This window comes from Paraburkholderia caffeinitolerans (assembly GCF_902859945.1).
Lineage (GTDB): Bacteria > Pseudomonadota > Gammaproteobacteria > Burkholderiales > Burkholderiaceae > Paraburkholderia > Paraburkholderia caffeinitolerans.
In genome coordinates this window covers 20487-40829 of the sequence record NZ_CADIKL010000001.1, presented here as the reverse complement: position 1 = coordinate 40829, position 20343 = coordinate 20487, and the positions used below count along the sequence as shown (strand labels likewise).

The window sequence follows — 20343 nt, the reverse complement described above, 5'->3', positions numbered from 1 at the left end:
AGGCACCCCCGCATTTCATGAGAATTCTCGGCATCGACCCCGGCTTGCGCGTGACCGGCTTCGGCGTGATCGAGCGTCACGGCCATCAGCTCACGTATGTTGCAAGCGGCGTCATCCGCACCGCCGATGCCGATCTGCCCACGCGCCTCGGCACCATCTTCGAAGGCGTCTCCACGCTGATCCGCCAGCACGCGCCCGACCAGGCCGCCATCGAAAAGGTCTTCGTCAACGTCAATCCGCAATCGACGCTGCTGCTCGGCCAGGCGCGCGGCGCAGCCATCTGCGGGCTCGTCTCCGGCGGCGTGCCGGTGGCCGAATACACCGCGCTGCAACTGAAACAGGCCGTGGTGGGCTATGGCCGCGCGACCAAGGAGCAGATGCAGCAGATGGTCGTGCGCCTGCTCGCGCTCACGGGGACGCCCGGCACCGACGCCGCCGACGCGCTCGGCATGGCGATCTGCCACGCGCACAGCGGCGACACGCTCGCGACGCTCGGCGGCATTGCGCCCACGCTCGCGAAAAAGGGCGTGCGCGTGCGGCGCGGACGCTTGATCGGATAAGCGCCTGGCCGCAAGGCCAATGTTCCCGGGAAGCGCGCCGCGCAACAGCGCGCTCCGCTACACTCTGCCCTTTCCCTCCTTACTGAACTCGCCATGATCGGTCGCATTGCCGGCGTATTGCTGGAAAAAAACCCGCCGCACCTGCTTATCGACTGCAACGGCGTCGGCTACGAAGTCGACGTGCCGATGAGCACGTTCTACAACCTGCCCGGCAGCGGCGAAAAGGTCGTGCTGCTCACGCAGATGATCGTGCGCGAGGACGCGCATCTGCTGTTCGGCTTCGGCACCATCGAGGAGCGCACGACGTTTCGCGAACTGCTCAAGATCACTGGCATCGGCGCGCGCATGGCACTGGCGATTCTGTCGGGCATGAGCGTCCAAGATCTCTCGAAGGCCATCACGCTGCAGGACTCGGCGCGCCTCACGCGCGTGCCCGGCATCGGCAAGAAGACCGCCGAGCGTCTGCTGCTCGAACTCAAGGGCAAGTTCGGCGCGGATCTGGGCGCGATGGCTGCGGCGGCATCGCCCTCGGACCACGCGAACGACATCCTCAACGCGCTGCTCGCGCTCGGCTATTCGGAGAAGGAAGCGCTCGCCGCCATCAAGAACGTGCCGGCCGGCACGGGCGTCTCCGAAGGCATCAAACTCGCGCTGAAGGTGCTCTCGAAGGCGTGACGGCCGCCGGGTAGCGGCGCGATGCGTGCGTGACGCGCGGTACAATCGCTGCATGATCGAAACCGACAAACTCGCCGCAGACCGTGCGGGCGAAAACCGCGTGATCGCCGCCACGCCGGCCTCGTCCAAAGAGGAGGCGTTCGAGCGCGCGTTGCGCCCGCGCCAGCTCGACGAATACGTCGGCCAGGAAAAGGTGCGCGGCCAGCTCGAAATCTTCATCGAGGCCGCCAAACGCCGCTCGGAGCCGCTCGACCACGTGCTGCTGTTCGGGCCGCCGGGCCTCGGCAAGACCACGCTCGCGCACATCATCGCGCGCGAAATGGGGGTCAATCTGCGGCAGACCTCGGGCCCCGTGCTCGAACGCGCGGGTGACCTTGCCGCGCTGCTCACCAACCTCGAAGCCAACGACGTGCTGTTCATCGACGAAATCCACCGGCTCTCGCCGGTCGTCGAGGAAATTCTGTATCCGGCGCTCGAGGACTATCAGATCGACATCATGATCGGCGAAGGGCCGGCCGCGCGCAGCGTGAAGCTCGACCTGCAACCGTTCACGCTGGTGGGCGCGACCACGCGCGCGGGCATGCTCACGAACCCGCTGCGCGACCGCTTCGGCATCGTCTCGCGGCTCGAGTTCTATAACGCGAGCGAACTCTCGCGCATCGTGCAGCGCTCGTCCGCACTGCTCGGCGCGCATATTCACCCTGACGGCGCGCTCGAAATCGCGCGCCGCTCGCGTGGCACGCCGCGTATTGCGAACCGCCTGCTGCGCCGCGTGCGCGACTACGCCGAAGTGAAAGCCGACGGCACGATCACCTCGCAAGTGGCCGACGCCGCGCTCAAGATGCTCGACGTCGATCCCGTGGGCTTCGACCTGATGGACCGCAAGCTGCTCGAAGCGATCCTGCACAAGTTCGACGGCGGCCCGGTGGGCGTGGACAACCTCGCGGCGGCTATCGGCGAGGAGCGCGACACGATCGAGGACGTGCTGGAGCCGTACCTGATCCAGCAAGGCTTCCTGCAGCGCACGCCGCGCGGACGCGTGGCCACGCAGCTCACCTACCGGCACTTCGGCCTGATCGTGCCCGACGACGCATCGACGGGCGGCGACTGGAGCCCGGACGCGCCGTAAGGCGCGGCAAGGCGCAACCAGACGCACAGCGGCACAAGCAAGCGAGAGCACGATGTCCGATCACGCCGGCCGCCCTCCCAACGCTCCCGAGCCGACTGGCTTCGTCGGCCAGATTGCGCAGCGCCTGCGCATGACGCTCGCCGAAAACGTCACGCACCTCACCACGGGCAGCGGCCCGAAGCTCGACTACTCGTCGCCGCCCGGCGACCCCGGCCTGTTCGGCCCCAACGCCATCTGCTGGAAAGTGCATGCCGACTTCGCCGCGATGATGGCAGGCGGCATCAGCGCATTACTGCTGCAGGCGCTGCACCCGCTCGCGCTCGCGGGCGTGTGGGATCACTCGACGTTTCGCAGCGACATTCTCGGCCGGTTGCGCCGTACCGCAACCTTCATCGCCGGCACCACCTACGGCAGCCGCGCCGACGCGCTCGCGCTCATCGAGCGCGTGAAGAAAATCCACCTCGCGGTGACAGGCACCGCGCCCGATGGCCGCGCGTATCGCGCGAGCGACCCTGCGCTGCTCACGTGGGTGCACGTGGCCGAGGTATCGAGCTTTCTGGCCGCCTATCTGCGCTACGTGAATCCCGCGTTGCCCGGCGAGGCGCAGGACCAGTACTACGCGGAAGTCGCGCTCATCGCGCAGTTGCTGGGCGCGACCGGGGTGCCGCGCTCGCGCGCCGAAGTCGCCGCCTATCTGCAAGCGATGCAACCCGAGCTCGTCGCCAGCGAGCGTACGCGCGAAGTCGTGCGCGTACTGATGGAGGTGCCGGTGCCGCGCCCGGCGATGCGCCCCGCGGGCGCGTTGCTGCGCCATGCGGGCATCGACCTGTTGCCGCCGTTCGCCCAGCAGATGCTCGGCTTCGACCGCTTCGCGCTCGCCCGCCGCGCGATGGTTCAGCCGGGCATGCGCGCGGTCGCGCCCGTGCTGCGCTGGGCGCTCGTCAACGGCGTATCGAAGCGCGCGCGCCGACGCGCTGCTGCGCCATCGGCGCCCTGAGCCCCGCTCGCCTCTTTCTCGCACGCAACGAAAAACGGCCAGGCTGCTTGCGCAGGCTGGCCGCTTCATCGGAAACATCATCCGGTCGAGGACCGGGCGCTGCTTACATCTTCACCACGTCGAGCAGCGACTTCTTGCCCGCCTTGTAGTTGTAGAGCGAGATCACGCCGTGCTTGAGGTCGCCCTTCGAATCGAACACCGTCTCGCCAATCACGCCCTTGTAGTCGGTGCCCGGGATCTGCGCGAGGACCTTTGCCGGGTCGGTCGAGTTCGCACGCTTCATCGCGTCGACGACGATATACACCGCGTCATAGGTGAACGGCGCATCGTATTCAACCGGGTGGCCAAAGCGCTTCTGGTACTTCGCCGAGAACGCCGCGCCGCCTTCCATGCGCTCGAGCGCCATGCCGGCCTGCGAGCAGACGATGTTGTCGGCCGCCGTGCCCGCGAGCTGCCCGAGGCTTTCCGTGCAGACGCCGTCGCCGGCCAGCACCTTCGCGCGCAAGCCGAGCTGGCGCGCCTGCTTGGCGAACGGGCCGCCGGTGGCGTCCATACCGCCGTACATGATCGCGTCGGGGTTCTCGCCCTTGATCTTGGTGAGAATCGCGCGGAAATCGACGGCCTTGTCGTTGGTCGCATCGTGCGAGACGACCTTCATGCCGAGCGACTTCGCGGTCTTCTCAAACTCGTTCGCGAGGCCCTGGCCGTAGGCGGTCGAATCGTCGACCACGGCCACGGTTTTCACGTTCAGGCTTTTCGCTGCGTAGTTGGCCAGCGCGGGACCTTGCTGCGCGTCGGTCGCGACCACGCGATAGGTGGTCTTGAAGCCCTGCTGCGTGTAGGTCGGGTTCGTCGACGAGGGCGAGATCTGCACGATGCCCGCGTCGCTATAGATCTTCGAGGCGGGAATCGACGCGCCCGAGTTCAGGTGGCCGATCACGGCCACGACCTTGTCGTCGACGAGCTTCTGCGCAACCTGGGTCGCCTGGCGCGGGTCGGCGCCGTCGTCCTGGCCGTCGAGCGCGAGCGTGACCTTCTGGCCGCCGATCGTGAGGCCCTTGGCGTTGATCTCTTCGATGGCGAGACGCGCGCCGTTTTCGTTGTCCTTGCCGAGGTGCGCCGAGCCGCCCGTGAGCGGGCCGACGTGACCGATCTTGACGACCTGGTCAGCGGAAGCATTGGCCGACAGTGCAGCGAACGCCATGACAGCGGCGCTCACCGGCAACAGCTTGTGAAGCTTGAACGTCATTAAAAATCTCCTGCGGTTGTTCTTGAAACTGCTCTTCGTTTTTTCGTCTGCGACCCTGGCCTCGCCAACACCGCATACATGGGGTGCGCGCATCCTCTTCAACGCACGGCAAGGCGCAATGGTCTGGCAAATGGTATCAGGCGCTTCCGCTTTGCGGTTGGCCTTTGGAAAGCCATTGAAAGCGGCAGGTAAGAGACTTGACGTCCGCTGCGAACGCAGCATGCGGGAGGTGCGCCGGTCGGGAGACGACCGGCGCAGCGAACCTCGTGAAGGTTCAGCGGTTTGCTCAGGAGGAACGCTTGAAGCTGTCGTCGTCGCTTGGGCTGGGCAGGTGCGTGACGTCGCCCCACGCGAGCACGCGCGCGTGCGTCGCCGCACCGTCGCGCTCGAAATCGACGACGTTCACGCTCGTGTTGAGCAACGGCCACGCGCGCGGCGCGTCGAGCGCGAGACCGTTCGCGAAACGATAGATGCAATCGAGCACGCCGCCATGCGCGACGCAGGCAATGCGCCCCTCGGGATGCTTCGCGAGGATCGGCTCGAGCGCGTGCAGCACGCGGTGGTAGAACACGCGCTGCGACTCGCCCTCGGGCGGCGAAAAACCGGGGTCGCGCGTTTGCCAGTGCGCGTATTCGTCGGGAAAGCGCTCGGCGATCTGGTCGCTGTCGTGACCCTGGAACGCGCCATAGTTACGCTCGCGCAGGCCTTCGTTGAGCTGCAACTGCAGTCCAAGCGCATCGGCGATGGGCTGAGCCGTTTGTTGCGCGCGCATCAGGTCGCTCGACCAGATCGCATCGAGGCGCACACCGTCGCGTGCTTCGTTCGCGCAACGCGCTGCGAGCAATTGAGCCTGCTCGACGCCGCTCTCGGCGAGCGGAATGTCGATGTGCCCCTGGATGCGCTTGATGCGGTTCCAGGCGGTTTCGCCGTGGCGGATAAAGAGAATCTGCGTGGTCATGATGAATTGCGCACTTTTAATTGCGCACTTGCAGCCAGAACGTGACGGGCCCGTCATTGACGAGCGAGACCTGCATGTCGGCGCCGAACTCGCCGGTCTCGACCGTGGGGTGCTTTTCGCGCGCGGCAGCAACGAAGTAGTCGAACAGACGCCGCCCTTCGTCGGGCGGCGCGGCGGGCGTGAAGCTCGGGCGCAGGCCGCTGTTGGTATCGGCGGCAAGGGTGAACTGCGAAACCAGCAAAAGGCCGCCCGCTGCACCGTTGCCGTCGATGTTCTGCACCGGCAGATTCATCTTGCCCGCGGCGTCGCTGAACACGCGGTAGCCCAGCAGCTTAGCGAGCAGCTTGTCGGCGTTCGCTTCGGTGTCGCCGCGCTCCGCGCACACGAGCGCGAGCAGGCCCTGGCCGATCGCGCCGGTCACGCGTTCGTCCACGCGGACTTCGGCACGGCGCACGCGTTGAATCAGCGCGATCATCGCGTGCGCTCCGCGTCCAAAACGCGAATCGTCATCACGCGGTCAGCGTCACGCGCGCGAAGCGGCGCTTGCCCACCTGCACGACGAACTCGCCCGCTTCGACCTTCAGGCCCTTGTCGGACACGGTGGCGCCGTCGATCTTCACGCCGCCCTGCTCGATATTGCGCAGCGCCTCGCTCGTGGACGGCACGAGCCCCGCCTGCTTGAGCAGTTGGCCGATGGCGAGCGGCGCGCCCGCGAGCGTGACCGACGGGATATCGTCGGGCACACCGCCCTTCGCACGGTGGTTGAAGTCTTCGAGCGCGCGCTCGGCGTCGCCTTGCGAGTGGAAGCGCGCGACGATTTCCTGCGCGAGCAGCACCTTGAAGTCGCGCGGGTTGCGGCCCGCTTCGATTTCACGCTTGAAGCCTTCGATTTCGTCCATCGGACGGAACGAGAGCAGCGTGAAGTAACGCCACATCATCGTGTCCGAAATCGACATCAGCTTGCCGAACATGTCGTTGGGCTTTTCGCTGATGCCAACGTAGTTGTTCTTCGACTTCGACATCTTCTCGACGCCGTCGAGGCCTTCGAGCAGCGGCATCGTGAGAATGCACTGCTGTTCCTGGCCGTACTGCTTTTGCAGTTCGCGGCCCACGAGCAAGTTGAACTTCTGGTCCGTGCCGCCGAGTTCCAGATCCGCATTGAGCGCGACCGAGTCGTAGCCCTGCATCAGCGGGTAGAGGAATTCGTGGATCGAGATGGGCACGCCGCCCTGGAAGCGCTTGGTGAAGTCCTCGCGCTCGAGAATGCGCGCGACCGTGTAGCGCGACGCGAGCTTGATCATGCCGTCGGCGCCGAGCGGCATCGACCATTCGCTGTTGTAGCGGATCTCGGTCTTCTCGCGGTCGAGCACGAGCGCGGCCTGCTCGAAGTACGTTTTCGCGTTCGACTCGATCTGCTCGCGCGTGAGCGGCGGGCGCGTAGCATTGCGGCCCGACGGGTCGCCGATCAGCGAGGTGAAGTCGCCGATCAGGAAGATCACAGTGTGGCCGAGATCCTGAAGCTGGCGCATCTTGTTGAGCACGACCGTGTGGCCGATGTGGATATCGGGCGCGGTCGGATCGAGGCCGAGCTTGATGCGCAGCGGCTTGCCCGTGGCGGCGCTGCGGGCAAGCTTCTGCTGGAATTCTTCTTCGATCAGCAGTTCGTCGACGCCGCGTTTGGTGACGGCAAGCGCGTGACGGACTTCGTCGGTGACCGGAAAGGCGTCTTTGGCGCCGCTGTTTGGAGTGGACTCGGTGCTCATGCTTCGATCGTTTCGTTGGGTTTAGACCGCGATTTTACGTGATTCGACTCGCCGGTCCGAGATTTGCGAACTCACGCGCGCATTCAGCGGCGTTGCGCGGCGTACTTCGGGCACGCCCAGGCACACTTAGGCACGCGCGACGGCCGGCTGCACGTGCGGCAGGCCTTTAGCGCGCGCCTGCCAAAGGTCGTAGGCGGCTTGCTGCGCGAGCCATAGGTCGGCGCGCGCGCCGTTTTCTTCGCCGAGCCACGCTTCCAGGCGCAGCGCCATCTCCGGCGAGATGCCGGCGCGCCCGTTGAGCACGCGCGACAGCGCCACGCGCGTCACGCCAAGCTGCGCGGCGGCCTCGGTCACGGTCAGGCCAAGCTCCGGCAGGATGTCCTCGCGCAGTGTCTCGCCGGGATGCGGCGGGTTACGCATGCGAATGGTGTCCTTCACGTTCGATAAACCTCAGTGGCAGTCGTGATAGTCGACGAGCACGGCATGGGCGCCTTTGCCATGTATAGCGTATAGCCTCATGACGGGGGTAATACGCGAGATGCTTGTGGCTTGATCAAGGTGGTACAGCGCCCCATGAAAAGCGAGTGCGGCTCAATTCAGCCCTCCGGCTTACGCTCAATAGCCATTGCCCCGATAATCACCGTCAAAACCCCTTCCACGCACTCATGAAAGGAGCAGCAACGTGGCGCCCGCACGCAAAGACAGCGCATACCCAGCCGACGGCGTGTATTTCGGCCTGATGTCCGGCACCAGCATGGACGGCGTGGACGGCATCGCCGTGCGATTCGAGCATGGCAAGCGGCCGGTGGTGCTCGCCGAGGCCTTCGTGGGCTTCGCGCAGGGCCTGCGCGAAGCGCTCTTTTCGCTCCAGCAGCCCGGCGACAACGAGATCGTGCGTGCCGCGCTCGCGGGCAATGCGCTCGCGGCGCGCTATGCGGTCTGCTGCCACGAACTGCTGCGCTCGGGCAATCTCACCTCCGACGAGGTGCGCGCCATCGGCACCCACGGCCAGACCGTCCGTCATCGGCCCGAAAAGGGCTTCACGGTGCAGATCCAGAATCCCGCGCTGCTCGCGGAGCTTGCGCACATCGACGTGATCGCCGACTTCCGCAGCCGCGACGTCGCCTCGGGCGGCCAGGGCGCGCCGCTCGTGCCGGCGTTTCACGCGACATTGTTCGGCTCGCTCGACGAAACACGTGTGGTCTGCAATCTCGGCGGCATCAGCAACATCACGGTGCTCTCGTCGACAGGCGCGGTGCGCGGCTTCGACTGCGGGCCGGCCAACGCGCTGCTCGACCTGTGGGCCGAGCGGCATCTGGGCAAGCCCTACGACGACAACGGCCAGTTCGCGGCGAGCGGCACGCTGCATCAGCCGCTGCTGAACGTGCTGCTCGACGAACCGTTCTTCGAACAGCAGCCGCCCAAGAGCACGGGGCGCGATCTTTTCAACGCGCAGTGGCTCGATCAAAAACTGACGGGCTTCGAATCGCTCGCGCCGGCCGACGTGCAGGCCACACTCGTCGCGCTCACGGCGGTGAGCGTCGCGCGCGAAATCGAGCGTCATGCGGGGGATTGCCGGGCCGTTTATGTGTGCGGCGGCGGTGCGCGCAACAAGGCATTGATGGGCGCGCTGCAAAAGGCGCTGGAGACCGGCGGCGTAGCCGGCGTGCCGGTCACGACGACCGAGGCGCTGGGCGTGCCGCCGCAGCAGGTGGAGCCGCTCGCCTTCGCGTGGCTCGCGATGCGCTGCGTCGCGCGCGAGCCGGGCAATCTGCCGGCCGTGACGGGCGCGGCGGGCGAACGCGTGCTGGGTGCGATTTATCCGAGATAAAAAGCCAACGCAATGAACATCCGGGCGGTGAAACGAAAAACGGGGCTTGATGCCCCGTTTTTCACTGCCTGACGTGTCCGCTCAAACCGAGAACGACGAGCCGCAACCGCAAGTGGTCGAGGCGTTCGGATTCTTGATGACGAACTGCGCGCCGTTCAGATCGTCCTTGTAGTCGATCTCGGCGCCGATGAGGTACTGGTAGCTCATCGAGTCGATCAGCAACTGGACGCCGTTCTTGTTCATCACGGTGTCGTCTTCGTTGACGGCTTCGTCGAACGTGAATCCGTACTGGAAGCCCGAACAGCCGCCGCCCTGCACGAACACACGCAGCTTCAGCTCCGGATTGCCTTCCTCGTCGATCAGTTGCTTGACCTTGTCAGCCGCTGCGTCGGTAAAGACGAAGGGAGCGGGCATTTCAGTCACGGGGGTCTCGGTGACAGCGTTCATTCGAACTCTCCAAAAAAACTTCTATCCGCTATTGTAGGGCTCTTCCGCAGTTCGTGCTGAAACCCACGAAATCAAGGGTTTCTCGCCACTTTTTTGCGGCCGCGCATATAGGGTGTCCATCAAACGAAAAAGCCGCCCGGCGCATGAGCGCGGACGGCTTTTGCAGCAGCGCAGCGCTCCGTGAAGAGCACCGCGCCGAAGCGCAAAATTAACGCTTCGAGAACTGCTTGCGGCGACGTGCCTTGTGGAAACCGACCTTCTTACGTTCCACTTCACGTGCATCGCGGGTCACAAAGCCAGCTTGCGACAGTGCCGGCTTGAGCGTTGCGTCGTAGTCCATCAGCGCGCGCGTGATGCCGTGGCGAACTGCGCCGGCCTGGCCGGTTTCGCCGCCGCCGTTCACGTTCACCTTGATGTCGAACGTCGTGGCGTGGTTCGTGAGTTCCAGCGGCTGACGCACGATCATGAGCGACGTTTCGCGCGAGAAGTAGTCGGCGATGGGCTTGCCATTGACGATGATGTCGCCCTTGCCCGACTTGATGAAGACACGAGCGACGGCGCTCTTGCGGCGGCCCGTACCGTAATTCCAGTTACCGATCATGTGGGCTCCCCTTAGATCTCGAGCGCTTTCGGCTGTTGTGCCGAGTGCGGGTGCGTTGCGTCTGCGTAGACCTTCAGCTTCTTGATCATCGCGTAGCCGAGCGGGCCCTTGGGCAGCATGCCCTTAACGGCCTTCTCGAGCGCACGGCCCGGGAAGCGCTCTTGCATCTTGCCGAACGTGGTTTCGTAGATACCGCCCGGGTAGCCCGAGTGACGGTAGTACTTCTTGTCGGTGGTCTTGTTGCCCGTGACCTTCAGCTTGCCGGCGTTGATAATGATGATGAAATCACCAGTGTCGACGTGCGGGGTGAACTCAGGCTTGTGTTTGCCGCGAAGACGGCGTGCCACTTCGCTGGCGACACGGCCGAGAACCTTATCCGTCGCGTCAATCACGTACCATTCGCGCTGCACTTCATGTGCCTTGGCGGAAAAAGTCTTCATGATCGATCCAAAAAATATGCTGTGCCCTGATTCGGTCCTGCTTGTGTAGTGACGCTCGTTGGCGTCGGCGCAGGCTCTCCCTGGTCGGGCTTCCTTGCGGGAAACCCGTTCTCCCGCGGACACGAGTGCGGGAAACCCGCGATTATAAAGGAAAAAATTCGTTGGAGCCAAGTTTTTGACTTCAGGCGCGGACGCGGTCCACCGTCATGCAGCGATTTGCGCGCTTTTCGTCATCAATTTGCCCGCACAGCACAGCGATTGGCTGCAAAGCCCCGTAACGGCTCGCTGGGCCGCGAGAAATAAAAAAAGCCCGAACGCGTTGTTCGGGCTTAATCCACTCTTTGGAGGAGGGTGGAGGAGACATGCTGAGGTGTCGTGAAGCACGACAACCAACGAGACAAATTATACGGATCGGCCTTGTGCGGCGCAAGAGAATTTGCATCATGAAAACACAAACCATAATGTAAAACGAAAATGCGGCACACAAAATTTCACATTATCCATATAAATCAATCACCTACAAATTCCCTCGCCACGAACGGCATGCATCGACTAGAGCAAAACCCCTAATTGCACGAGGGAAATCTGACTTGTTTCTAAGATGTCGCACCGCAACATTCAAGCAGGGTGGATGACTCTCATGTGCCCCGTCCTCCCGGACATACCAGTAGGGCCGGGCTACAATGCCGGCTGAATCGAGAATTTTGCGCAGGGGCAAACGCATGGAATGCAAAGTAAGCTGGATGGGTCAGGATGGCATGGCGTTCGCAGCCGAAACGGGTAGCGGCCATCTCGTCAACATGGACGGCGCGCCGGAAGGCGGCGGCCACAATCTCGCGCCGCGCCCGATGGAAATGGTGCTGCTCGGCACGGGCGGCTGCACGGCCTACGACGTGGTCCTGATTCTGAAGAAGAGCCGCCAGGAAGTTACCGGCTGCAACGTGACGCTGAAGGCCGAGCGCGCGAGCGAAGACCCCAAGGTCTTCACGAAGATCCATTTCCACTTCATCGTGACCGGCAAGAACCTGAACCCGGCCACCGTCGAGCGCGCGATCAATCTTTCGCACGACAAGTACTGCTCGGCGTCGATCATGATCGGCAAGACGGCCGAAATCACGCACTCGTTCGAGATCGTCGCAGCCTAAGATCTGCGGCAAAAATCGGCGGCAAAAGAAAAAGCCGGCGCGGTTCTTCGATGAACCGCGCCGGCTTTTTGCATGAATGAAGCAGCAAAGCAGGCCGATAAGCCGGATTCTGTGCACGCGCCGCATCCGAAGACGCGCCGCGCGTGGCAGCCATTCCTCTAGACGCGCCATTGCTGACGCGCTCAAGCTTCCTACCCGCAGACGAGACGGGGGCCCCATCCTGCATCTCGAAGATGCGCGCCTGCCTACTTGGAATTGCTCCGGGTGGAGGTTACCGTGCCGTCTACGTCGCCGCAGACGCGGTGCGCTCTTACCGCACCGTTTCACCCTTACCTGATCCCGACCGAAATCGGGCCATCGGCGGTCTGTTCTCTGTTGCCCTGTTCCGCGTGTCGCCACGGATGGCCGTTAGCCATCACCCTGCCCTGTGGAGTCCGGACTTTCCTCGCCCCCTTCGATCGAAACCTCCGGGGCCGCGACTGCCTAGCCTGCTTTGCGAGGCGCGATATTAGCACGGGTGGGCCCATCGCGCTGAACGCGCCGGGCGTCTGACGTGAGGCGCTCAGCGTGCGCGCCGGCCCGGGCGAAAGACGGTAGTGTCGTCGTAGAACGACGGGTCTTCGTTCGGCGCCCACCAGCCGGGAATGCCCAGCACCGGCAGCGGCGAGAAGCTGCGCCCGTTCAGATGCGTATCGGCGGCGAGCGTCACGCTCACCGTTTCGTCCAGATACGCGTTCCGCTGCGCGCGCGGCCACGCGAAGTACGCCGGCGGAACGTCGATCACCCAGGCGTGCGCCGTGCACGCCGCATAGGGCACGATCAGCTTCTCCAGCAACGCATGACCGAATACGTGGACTTCGCAGCGCGGTGGAGCGTGTGCCCCGGTGGTCATGGCCTCTGCCGTTTCCCATGCAACGTGCCCGTCGACGAACAACGCACGCCAGTCGAAGCCGCGCAACGCCTGCGTGAGCGCGGGATCGGCGCTCGCGAACAGCACCGCGTTCTCGTCGAACAACGTCAGCGCGTCGCGCACGCCGCCGCGCGTGGGCCCCACGCCCAGCACGTCGATCGCCGCCGCCTGGCGCGCATTGAGCGCCGCTTTGATGCGCGGGAACGCAAACCAGGCTAGCGCGTTGAAGAAGTCGTGGAGATTGTGGCGCGTAGGCACGCAACCCGTTGCGGCAATGTGGGCCTCGTAGGCGGCGCCCTCGGGCAGATCGTCCTGCGCGATGAAGGCGAGCGGCTGGCCGCGGCCCGTGAACTGTTGCGCGGCGCGCGCATCGGCGTTCAGCTCATCGAGATAGCGCGGATAGCCCGCCAGCGCGGCCTGCTGCCAGCGCCGGCCGCGCGCCTCGTGCTGGGCGAACCACGGACGCGCCCAGTCGATGTCGGCGAAACTCCCCTCGGGCAAAGTCCGGCGCGCTGCGCCCGGCATCGCCACGCCGGGCGTCGCTACGCCGGGCGTCGCTACGCTCAAATCAACTTCCAGCCGATCGTCTCGCCGCCGCGCAGCGGCACGACCGGCGCATCGCCGACGCTGATTTCCGCAGGCAGCGTCCACGATTCGCGGCGCAGCGTGACGGTTTCCGCGCTGCGCGGCAGGCCGTAAAAGTCAGCGCCGAAAAAGCTCGCAAAGCCCTCGAGCTTGTCGAGCGCGCCAGCGTTATCGAACGCCTCGGCATAGAGTTCGAGCGCGTGCAGCGCCGTATAGCAGCCTGCGCAACCGCACGCGTGTTCCTTCAGACCCTTCGGGTGCGGCGCACTATCGGTGCCGAGGAAAAAGCGCGCGTCGCCCGAGGTGGCCGCCTCGACGAGCGCCACACGATGCGTCTCGCGCTTGAGCACCGGCAGGCAGAAGTAATGCGGACGAATGCCGCCCTGGAACAGCGCGTTGCGGTTGTACAGCAGATGGTGAGCCGTGATCGTCGCGCCCAGCAGGCCAGGCGCGGCGTGGTCCGCGCGAATGTAATCGACGGCGTCCTTGGTCGTGATGTGCTCAAACACCACCTTCAGCGCCGGAAAATCGCGGCGCAGCGGCGTCATCACGCGGTCGATGAAAACCTTCTCGCGGTCGAACAGATCGATGTCGGCGCTCGTCACTTCACCGTGCACCAGCAGCGGCATGCCCACTTCCTGCATCGCCTCGAGGGTCGGCGCGCATTTGCGGATGTCGGTCACGCCGGCATCCGAATTGGTGGTCGCGCCCGCCGGGTACAGCTTCACGCCATGCACGAAGCCGCTCGCCTTCGCGAGGCGGATTTCCTCGGGCGGGGTGTTGTCGGTCAGATAGAGCGTCATCAGCGGCTCGAACTTCGCGCCCGCGGGCAGCGCCGCGAGAATGCGCTCGCGGTAGGCCGCCGCCTGCGCGGTCGTCGTGACCGGGGGCTTCAGGTTCGGCATGATGATCGCGCGGCCGAACTGGCGCGCCGTATGCGGCAGCACCGCTGCAAGCATCGCGCCGTCGCGCACGTGCAGGTGCCAGTCGTCGGGGCGGGCGAGCGTAAGAGTCGTGGGTGTAGGAGCGTTCATGGCTAGTGTGAGGCGCGGTGCGCCACTGATGATCGGACTGCGAAATCAGGGTGCAAGACACGGGGCTGCAACGCGGCGAAGCGTTGGACGCCAGGCGCGCCGTCGCGCGCACACGACAGTCCGCACGGCAAACTGCACGCGGCCATCACGCGCGGATGCCGCGCCGGCGCGCTTACGCGAGCGCCGGGAATGCATCCGACAAATATTCGTATTGGCGCGCCGCAGCCCGGTGATATGCTTGGAAAATCATCATTGTACCGGGTCGCCCTTCACGGGGAGCACGCGAGCGCTCCCGCACCCCGTACCTGCGTTACGTACGTACCATAAGCATCATGTGCCAACTTCTCGGAATGAACTGCGCCGCGCCAACGGACGTCACGTTCTCCTTCACAGGATTCGCGGCGCGCGGCGGCGCCACCGACCACCATGCCGACGGCTGGGGCATCGCGTTCTTCGAGGACAAGGCCTGCCGCCTGTTCATCGATCACGAGGCATCGGCGCGCTCGCCCATCGCCGAAATGGTCAAGCGCTACCCGATCAAGTCGCGCAACACCATCGCACACATCCGCAAGGCCACCCAGGGACATACGTCGCTCGAGAACAGCCATCCGTTCCAGCGCGAGCTCTGGGGCCGCCACTGGATCTTCGCGCACAACGGCGACCTGCAGGACTTCAATCCGGTCATGACGGGCGTCTATCAGCCGGTCGGCACCACCGATAGCGAGCGGGCTTTCTGCACGCTGCTGGAAGGTCTGCGCAAGGCGTTTCCAGGATCTCAGCCGCCGCTCGACGAACTGTTCGCGACACTGGAATCGCTCACGCGCGAGATTACCCAGTTCGGCGTGTTCAACTTCCTGCTGTCGAACGGCCAGGCGCTGTTCGCGCATTGCTCGACGCATCTGTACTACCTCGTGCGCAGCTGGCCGTTTTCCACCGCGCATCTGGTCGACGCCGATGTCTCGATCGACTTCGCGAAATACACCACGCCTGAAGACCGCGTGTCGGTAATCGCCACCGCGCCGCTCACCGACAACGAAGTCTGGACGCGCTTCGCCCCCGGCGACCTGCTGATGTTCCAGCACGGCGATGTCGTCGCGCGCAGGAGCGTACCGGTACCGCAAAAGGTACTCGACAAGCTCAAGAATCCGTCGATGGACGCCTCGGCGAGCGCATCGCGCGTGGCCGCCCCGCTGGGTGCGGTGGATCCGCAAGCCGCCGCGGCCTTGCAGACCTGGGGCGAATGACGACGCAGCGCTAACGCCCGAACGAAAAAACCGCGCAAGGCCCGAAGGCCCGCGCGGTTTTTTTATGCCTCGCGGCGCGAAACGCTCAGTGCAGGATCTTCGCGAGAAAGTCCTTCGCGCGATCCGATTTCGGATTCGCGAAGAAGTCTTCCTTGCGGTCGTCCTCAACGATGAGCCCCTTGTCCATGAAGATCACGCGGTGCGCGACCTTCTTGGCGAAGCCCATTTCGTGCGTCACGCACATCATGGTCATGCCTTCCTGCGCGAGCTCGACCATCACGTCGAGCACCTCGTTGATCATCTCGGGGTCGAGCGCCGAGGTGGGCTCGTCGAACAGCATCGCGATGGGGTCCATCGACAGCGCGCGCGCGATCGCCACGCGCTGCTGCTGACCGCCCGAAAGCTGGCCCGGGTATTTATCCGCATGCGCGCGCAGGCCCACGCGGTCGAGCAGCTTCAGGCCCTTCTGCATCGCCTCGTCCTTGCCGCGGCCGAGCACCTTGATCTGCGCGAGCGTGAGGTTCTCGGTAATCGACAGGTGCGGGAACAACTCGAAGTGCTGGAACACCATGCCCACTTTCGCGCGCAGCTTCGAGAGATTGGTGCGCTTGTCACCCACCGACTGGCCGTTCACGAGGATCTCGCCCTGCTGGAACGGCTCGAGCCCGTTGACGGTCTTGATGAGCGTGGATTTGCCCGAGCCCGACGGCCCGCACACCACCACCACCTCGCCCTTCTTCACTTCCGTCGTGCAGTCGGTCAGCACCTGGAACGGGCCGTACCACTTCGAAACGTTCTTAATTGAAATCATCTTGCGACCTTTTTCTGAAGACCTTTCACAAGGGTCGACGCGATCACGCAGATCACGAAATAGCATGCGCCCGCGAACAGTACCATCTCGACCATCGTTCCGTCACGATCGCCGATATTGGTCGCGGTTCGGAAGAAGTCGGCGAGGCTGATCACGTACACCAGCGAGGTGTCCTGAAACAGCACGATGGCCTGCGTGAGCAGCAGCGGCACCATCGCGCGGAACGCCTGCGGCAGCACCACGTAGTGCATCGCCTGGCCGTAGCGCATGCCGAGCGCGAACGAGGCATTCACCTGCCCGCGCGGCACCGCCTGAATACCGGCGCGAATGATCTCCGAATAATACGCGGCCTCGAACAGCGAGAACGCGATCATCGCGGAAGCCAGGCGAATGTCGATATCGGGCGAGAGGCCGAGCAGATTCTGCAGCAACTGCGGCACGATCAGGAAGAACCACAGCAGGACCATCACGAGCGGAATCGAGCGGAACACCGTGACGTAGCCCTGAGCGAACCAGGCGAGCAGCTTCACGCCGGACAAGCGCATCAGCGCGATCAGCGTGCCCCACACAATCCCCACGACGATCGCGCAAACCGTGATCTTGAAGGTGACGATGGCGCCGGTCCATAACGTAGGCAGCGCGCCCGGAATACCGCTCCAGTCGAAATGATGCATCACTTGCCTCCGATATAGCCGGGCAGCTTGGACTTCGCCTCGACCCAGCGCATCAGCGACATGACGATCAGGTTGATCAGCACGTAAGCGAGCGTGACCGAGATGAACGACTCATAGCTTTGCGCGGTGTAGTCGACGAGTTGGCGCGCCTGCGCAGAAAGATCGAGCAGGCCGATGGTGGACGCAACCGCCGAGTTCTTGAAGATGTTGAGAAACTCGGAGGTGAGCGGCGGCACGATGATGCGGTAAGCCACCGGCAGCAAGACGTAGCGATACGTCTGCCACTGCGTGAAACCCATCGCGAGGCCGGCGGCGCGCTGGCCGCGCGGCAGCGCGTTAATGCCCGAGCGCACCTGTTCGCACACGCGCGCTGCGGTGAAGAGCCCGAGACAAATGACCGACGCGGAGAAGAACTGCACACCGGGCGGCAGTTGCTTGAACGCGTTGCCAAGCGACGCAGGCAAGATTTCCGGCAGCACGAAGTACCAGATGAAGAACTGCGCGATGAGCGGGATGTTGCGGAAGATCGCAACATAAATGGTGCCCGCGGCAGCGGCATACTTGTTCGGCACCGTGCGCAGCACCCCGAAGAACGACCCGACGACGAGCGCGATCACCCACGCGCAGAGCGACACCGACACCGTCACCCAAAGGCCCGAGATGATCCAGCCGAGATAGGTGGTGGGTTCGCCCGTCGAGACGGGGCTGAGCAATATGCCCCAGTTCCAATGGTAGGACATGAAGAGCCTCCAACAAAAAGAACGGAAGAAGCGCGGCTTCTTCCGTTCTGTTTTACACGCCGATCAGGCTTGCGCCCAGATCAGTCGATTGCCTTGTCGTTCGGGCTCTTGAAGAGCGCCTTCATGTCGTCGCTTTCCGGGAAGTTCAGGTTGAGACCCTTCGGCGGAATCGGCGATTCGAACCACTTCTTGTAGATCGCGTCGGCTTGTCCCGAGGTCTCGACCTTCGCGATGGCGTCGTCGGCGACCTTCTTGAACTCGGGGTCGTTCTTGCGCATCATGCAGCCGTAGGCCTCATGCGATTGCGGCGTGCCGACGATCACGAAATCGCCCGGATTGTTCGACTTCGCGCGCTCGCCCGCGAGCAGTGCGTCGTCCATCATGAACGCCACCGCGCGGCCCGTGGAGAGCGTCATGAACGACTCGCCATGGTCCTTCGCGCTGATGATGTTCATGCCGAGGCTCTTGTCCTGGTTCATCTTGCGCAGGAGGCGCTCGGACGTCGTGCCCGCCGTCGTCACGACGGTCTTGCCCTTGAGGTCGGCGAAATCCTTGATGCCCGAATCCTTCTTCGTCATGAGGCGCGTGCCGATCACGAAAATCGTGTTCGTGAAGGCAGCCTGCTGCTGGCGTTCGGCGTTATTGGTCGTGGAGCCGCACTCAATGTCGATCGTGCCGTTCTGCACGAGCGGAATGCGGTTCTGCGAGGTGATCGGCACCATCTTGACCTTGAGGTTCGGCATGTTCAGCTTCTGCTTCACCGCCTCGACGATCTTCATCGCGAAGTCCTGCGAGTAGCCGACCACGTTCTGCTTGTCGTCATAGTACGAAAACGGAATCGACGATTCGCGGTGACCCAGCGAGATGACGCCCGTGTCCTTGATTTTCTTGAGCGTGCCCGAGTCCTGCGCATGCGCGCTCGCGGCAACAAAACCGAGGGTGGCGAGAACGAGCGCGGCCTTTTTGATTTTCATCCTTGATCTCCTTGGCAAGAACCGCCGCCAGTGTAACAAAGTAATTTTATTGAAAGCATTAAGGTGGACCCTGGCGCTGCATGAGTGTTTTATACACCGCCAAATGCAAAAACAGGCGGCCCTTTGTGGGAGCCGCCTGCCTTCTTTCAGCAACGATTCAAAACGTAATTTTTACCGCTGCCGGAGGCACTGCGCCGATGCGTTGCGCTTTGCGTTCGCGCTTCGATCAGGGGTACAGGCCGCGCATTTCGCGCGCCATCAGGATGCGCTTACATGCAACGATGAACGCCGCCGTACGCATCGACACGCCCTGCTCGCTCGCCACCTGCCAGACCGCCGTGAACGCTTCGCGCATCACGCGCTCGAGACGCTCGTTGATCTCGGACTCGGTCCAGAAGAAGCTCGAGAAGTCCTGCACCCATTCGAAGTACGAAACGGTCACGCCACCCGCGTTCGCCACCACGTCCGGAATGATGAGGACGCCCTTGTCGTGCAGGATGTCGTCGGCGGCCGTCGTGGTCGGGCCGTTCGCGCCTTCCACGATGATCTTCGTGCGGATCTTGCCTGCGTTGTGCTCGGTGATCTGGTTTTCCAGCGCGGCCGGAATCAGGATATCGGTTTCGATGGTCCAGAATTCTTCGTTGCTGAGCATGTCCGCGCCGGCGAAGCCCGCCACGCCGCCGGTCTTGGCCACGTGCTCGAGCAGCGCTGCTGAGTCCATACCGGTCGATTTGTAGATCGAACCGGTGTGATCCTGCACGGCCACGACCTTAGCGCCCGCTTCCTGGAACAGACGCGCGGCGATGCCGCCCACGTTGCCGAAGCCCTGCACGGCAATGCGTGCGCCTTCGATCGACATGCCCTTGCGGCGCGCCGCTTCGCAGCCCACGACGAACACGCCGCGGCCGGTTGCCTCGCGGCGGCCCAGCGAGCCGCCCAGCGAAATGGGCTTGCCCGTCACGACGCCCGTGGCCGTCTGGCCCTGGTTCATCGAGTACGTGTCCATCATCCACGCCATGATCTGCTCGTTCGTGTTCACGTCCGGCGCGGGAATGTCGGTGTTCGGTCCGATGATGATGCCGATCTCGCTGGTGTAGCGGCGCGTCACGCGCTCGAGCTCGCCACGCGAAAGCGTGCGCGGGTCGACGCGGATGCCGCCCTTCGCACCGCCGTACGGCACGTTCACTGCTGCGTTCTTGACCGACATCCATGCGGACAGCGCCATCACTTCGGAGAGCGTAACGTCCTGGTGATAACGCACGCCGCCCTTGCCGGGACCACGCGAAACGTTGTGCTGCACGCGATAGCCTTCGAAGTGCGCAACGGTGCCGTTATCGAGTTCGATCGGGCAGTCTACGATCAGGATGCGCTTCGGGCGCTTGAGCGTTTCGAGCCAGCGCGACAGCGAGCCGAGATACGGCGCGACGCGATCGACCTGGCGAAGATAGTTGCCCCACGGACCAAGATCGTCCGCGTGAAGATAAGACGGAACCGAAGACACTGCAGACTGCGATTGGGAAGACATGTACGCTCCAGCTATCGAAGAAGTGGAGCCATTGTCAGAAAACACCCACGC

At 64.0% G+C, this 20343-nt stretch carries 22 protein-coding genes and 1 other RNA gene; 7 read left to right on the top strand and 16 right to left on the bottom strand.

Going from position 1 to position 20343, the window contains the following annotated elements:
- The first annotated feature begins 17 nt into the window (after positions 1-17).
- From ruvC to HV773_RS00160, 4 genes are all read left to right on the top strand, one after another.
- Positions 18-560 carry a crossover junction endodeoxyribonuclease RuvC gene (gene ruvC, locus HV773_RS00175; protein ID WP_129561206.1) on the top strand — a complete coding sequence of 181 codons (543 nt, stop codon included), beginning with the start codon at positions 18-20 and terminating at the stop codon, positions 558-560.
- A gap of 93 nt (positions 561-653) precedes the next feature.
- Positions 654-1235, top strand: a complete 582-nt coding sequence (ruvA, locus tag HV773_RS00170; RefSeq protein WP_129561205.1) for a Holliday junction branch migration protein RuvA — start codon at positions 654-656, stop codon at positions 1233-1235.
- 52 nt (positions 1236-1287) lie between these two features.
- Positions 1288-2364, top strand: coding sequence for a Holliday junction branch migration DNA helicase RuvB (gene ruvB / locus HV773_RS00165; protein ID WP_129561204.1), 1077 nt, complete (start codon positions 1288-1290; stop codon positions 2362-2364).
- 52 nt (positions 2365-2416) lie between these two features.
- Positions 2417-3361, top strand: coding sequence for an oxygenase MpaB family protein (locus HV773_RS00160; RefSeq protein WP_129561203.1), 945 nt, complete (start codon positions 2417-2419; stop codon positions 3359-3361).
- A gap of 103 nt (positions 3362-3464) precedes the next feature.
- On the opposite strand, the gene HV773_RS00155 is transcribed toward HV773_RS00160, so the two are convergent.
- The 5 genes from HV773_RS00155 to HV773_RS00135 form a co-directional block, all read right to left on the bottom strand.
- Positions 3465-4610: a branched-chain amino acid ABC transporter substrate-binding protein gene (locus HV773_RS00155; protein WP_129561202.1), complete on the bottom strand. Its 1146-nt coding sequence runs from the start codon at positions 4608-4610 to the stop codon at positions 3465-3467.
- Positions 4611-4896: 286 nt separating this feature from the next.
- Entirely contained in the window at positions 4897-5568 is a 672-nt protein-coding gene (locus tag HV773_RS00150) for a histidine phosphatase family protein (RefSeq protein WP_129561201.1), read from the bottom strand.
- Positions 5569-5584: 16 nt separating this feature from the next.
- The gene (gene dtd / locus HV773_RS00145; protein ID WP_129561200.1) at positions 5585-6043 is read right to left on the bottom strand and encodes a D-aminoacyl-tRNA deacylase; all 459 of its coding nucleotides are present in this window, start codon (positions 6041-6043) and stop codon (positions 5585-5587) included.
- A 34-nt stretch (positions 6044-6077) separates the two neighbouring features.
- A complete protein-coding gene (gene tyrS, locus HV773_RS00140) occupies positions 6078-7331 on the bottom strand; it encodes a tyrosine--tRNA ligase (RefSeq protein ID WP_129561199.1) in 1254 nt (417 codons plus the stop codon).
- Positions 7332-7457: 126 nt separating this feature from the next.
- Positions 7458-7751: a HigA family addiction module antitoxin gene (locus HV773_RS00135; RefSeq protein ID WP_129561198.1), complete on the bottom strand. Its 294-nt coding sequence runs from the start codon at positions 7749-7751 to the stop codon at positions 7458-7460.
- Between the two features lie 262 nt (positions 7752-8013).
- Here HV773_RS00135 and HV773_RS00130 point away from each other — a divergent pair, with 262 nt between their 5' ends.
- Complete coding sequence (locus tag HV773_RS00130) at positions 8014-9162, top strand: anhydro-N-acetylmuramic acid kinase (protein ID WP_129561197.1); 1149 nt, start codon at positions 8014-8016, stop codon at positions 9160-9162.
- Between the two features lie 81 nt (positions 9163-9243).
- On the opposite strand, the gene erpA is transcribed toward HV773_RS00130, so the two are convergent.
- From erpA to rplM, 3 genes are all read right to left on the bottom strand, one after another.
- On the bottom strand, positions 9244-9609 hold the full coding sequence (gene erpA, locus HV773_RS00125) for an iron-sulfur cluster insertion protein ErpA (RefSeq protein ID WP_129561196.1): 366 nt from the start codon (positions 9607-9609) through the stop codon (positions 9244-9246).
- A 208-nt stretch (positions 9610-9817) separates the two neighbouring features.
- Positions 9818-10210, bottom strand: a complete 393-nt coding sequence (gene rpsI / locus HV773_RS00120) for a 30S ribosomal protein S9 (protein WP_028216172.1) — start codon at positions 10208-10210, stop codon at positions 9818-9820.
- Between the two features lie 11 nt (positions 10211-10221).
- Positions 10222-10650, bottom strand: a complete 429-nt coding sequence (rplM, locus tag HV773_RS00115) for a 50S ribosomal protein L13 (protein ID WP_027795838.1) — start codon at positions 10648-10650, stop codon at positions 10222-10224.
- A 722-nt stretch (positions 10651-11372) separates the two neighbouring features.
- Between rplM and HV773_RS00110 the strand changes: the two genes are divergently transcribed.
- On the top strand, positions 11373-11795 hold the full coding sequence (locus HV773_RS00110) for an OsmC family protein (protein ID WP_129561195.1): 423 nt from the start codon (positions 11373-11375) through the stop codon (positions 11793-11795).
- Positions 11796-11877: 82 nt separating this feature from the next.
- Here the strand turns inward: HV773_RS00110 and rnpB are convergent.
- The 3 genes from rnpB to pyrC form a co-directional block, all read right to left on the bottom strand.
- Positions 11878-12290: RNase P RNA component class A (rnpB, locus tag HV773_RS00105), an RNA gene on the bottom strand.
- 67 nt (positions 12291-12357) lie between these two features.
- Positions 12358-13230, bottom strand: coding sequence for a DUF3025 domain-containing protein (locus HV773_RS00100; RefSeq protein WP_129563269.1), 873 nt, complete (start codon positions 13228-13230; stop codon positions 12358-12360).
- 38 nt (positions 13231-13268) lie between these two features.
- Positions 13269-14324, bottom strand: a complete 1056-nt coding sequence (pyrC, locus tag HV773_RS00095) for a dihydroorotase (protein WP_129561194.1) — start codon at positions 14322-14324, stop codon at positions 13269-13271.
- Positions 14325-14656: 332 nt separating this feature from the next.
- Between pyrC and HV773_RS00090 the strand changes: the two genes are divergently transcribed.
- Positions 14657-15568: a class II glutamine amidotransferase gene (locus HV773_RS00090; RefSeq protein ID WP_129561193.1), complete on the top strand. Its 912-nt coding sequence runs from the start codon at positions 14657-14659 to the stop codon at positions 15566-15568.
- An 85-nt stretch (positions 15569-15653) separates the two neighbouring features.
- Here HV773_RS00090 and HV773_RS00085 read toward each other — a convergent pair whose 3' ends face one another.
- The 5 genes from HV773_RS00085 to HV773_RS00065 all read right to left on the bottom strand — a co-directional run bounded on the left by HV773_RS00085 (position 15654) and on the right by HV773_RS00065 (position 20292).
- Positions 15654-16379 carry an amino acid ABC transporter ATP-binding protein gene (locus HV773_RS00085; RefSeq protein ID WP_129561192.1) on the bottom strand — a complete coding sequence of 242 codons (726 nt, stop codon included), beginning with the start codon at positions 16377-16379 and terminating at the stop codon, positions 15654-15656.
- Positions 16376-17053, bottom strand: a complete 678-nt coding sequence (gene gltK, locus HV773_RS00080; protein WP_129561191.1) for a glutamate/aspartate ABC transporter permease GltK — start codon at positions 17051-17053, stop codon at positions 16376-16378. Before gltK ends, HV773_RS00085 begins: the two co-directional genes overlap by 4 nt.
- The gene (locus HV773_RS00075; RefSeq protein WP_129561190.1) at positions 17053-17793 is read right to left on the bottom strand and encodes an amino acid ABC transporter permease; all 741 of its coding nucleotides are present in this window, start codon (positions 17791-17793) and stop codon (positions 17053-17055) included. Before HV773_RS00075 ends, gltK begins: the two co-directional genes overlap by 1 nt.
- Positions 17794-17873: 80 nt before the next feature.
- The gene (locus tag HV773_RS00070) at positions 17874-18767 is read right to left on the bottom strand and encodes a glutamate/aspartate ABC transporter substrate-binding protein (protein WP_129561189.1); all 894 of its coding nucleotides are present in this window, start codon (positions 18765-18767) and stop codon (positions 17874-17876) included.
- Positions 18768-18993: 226 nt separating this feature from the next.
- Entirely contained in the window at positions 18994-20292 is a 1299-nt protein-coding gene (locus tag HV773_RS00065; protein ID WP_129561188.1) for a Glu/Leu/Phe/Val family dehydrogenase, read from the bottom strand.
- Positions 20293-20343: the final 51 nt, after the last annotated feature.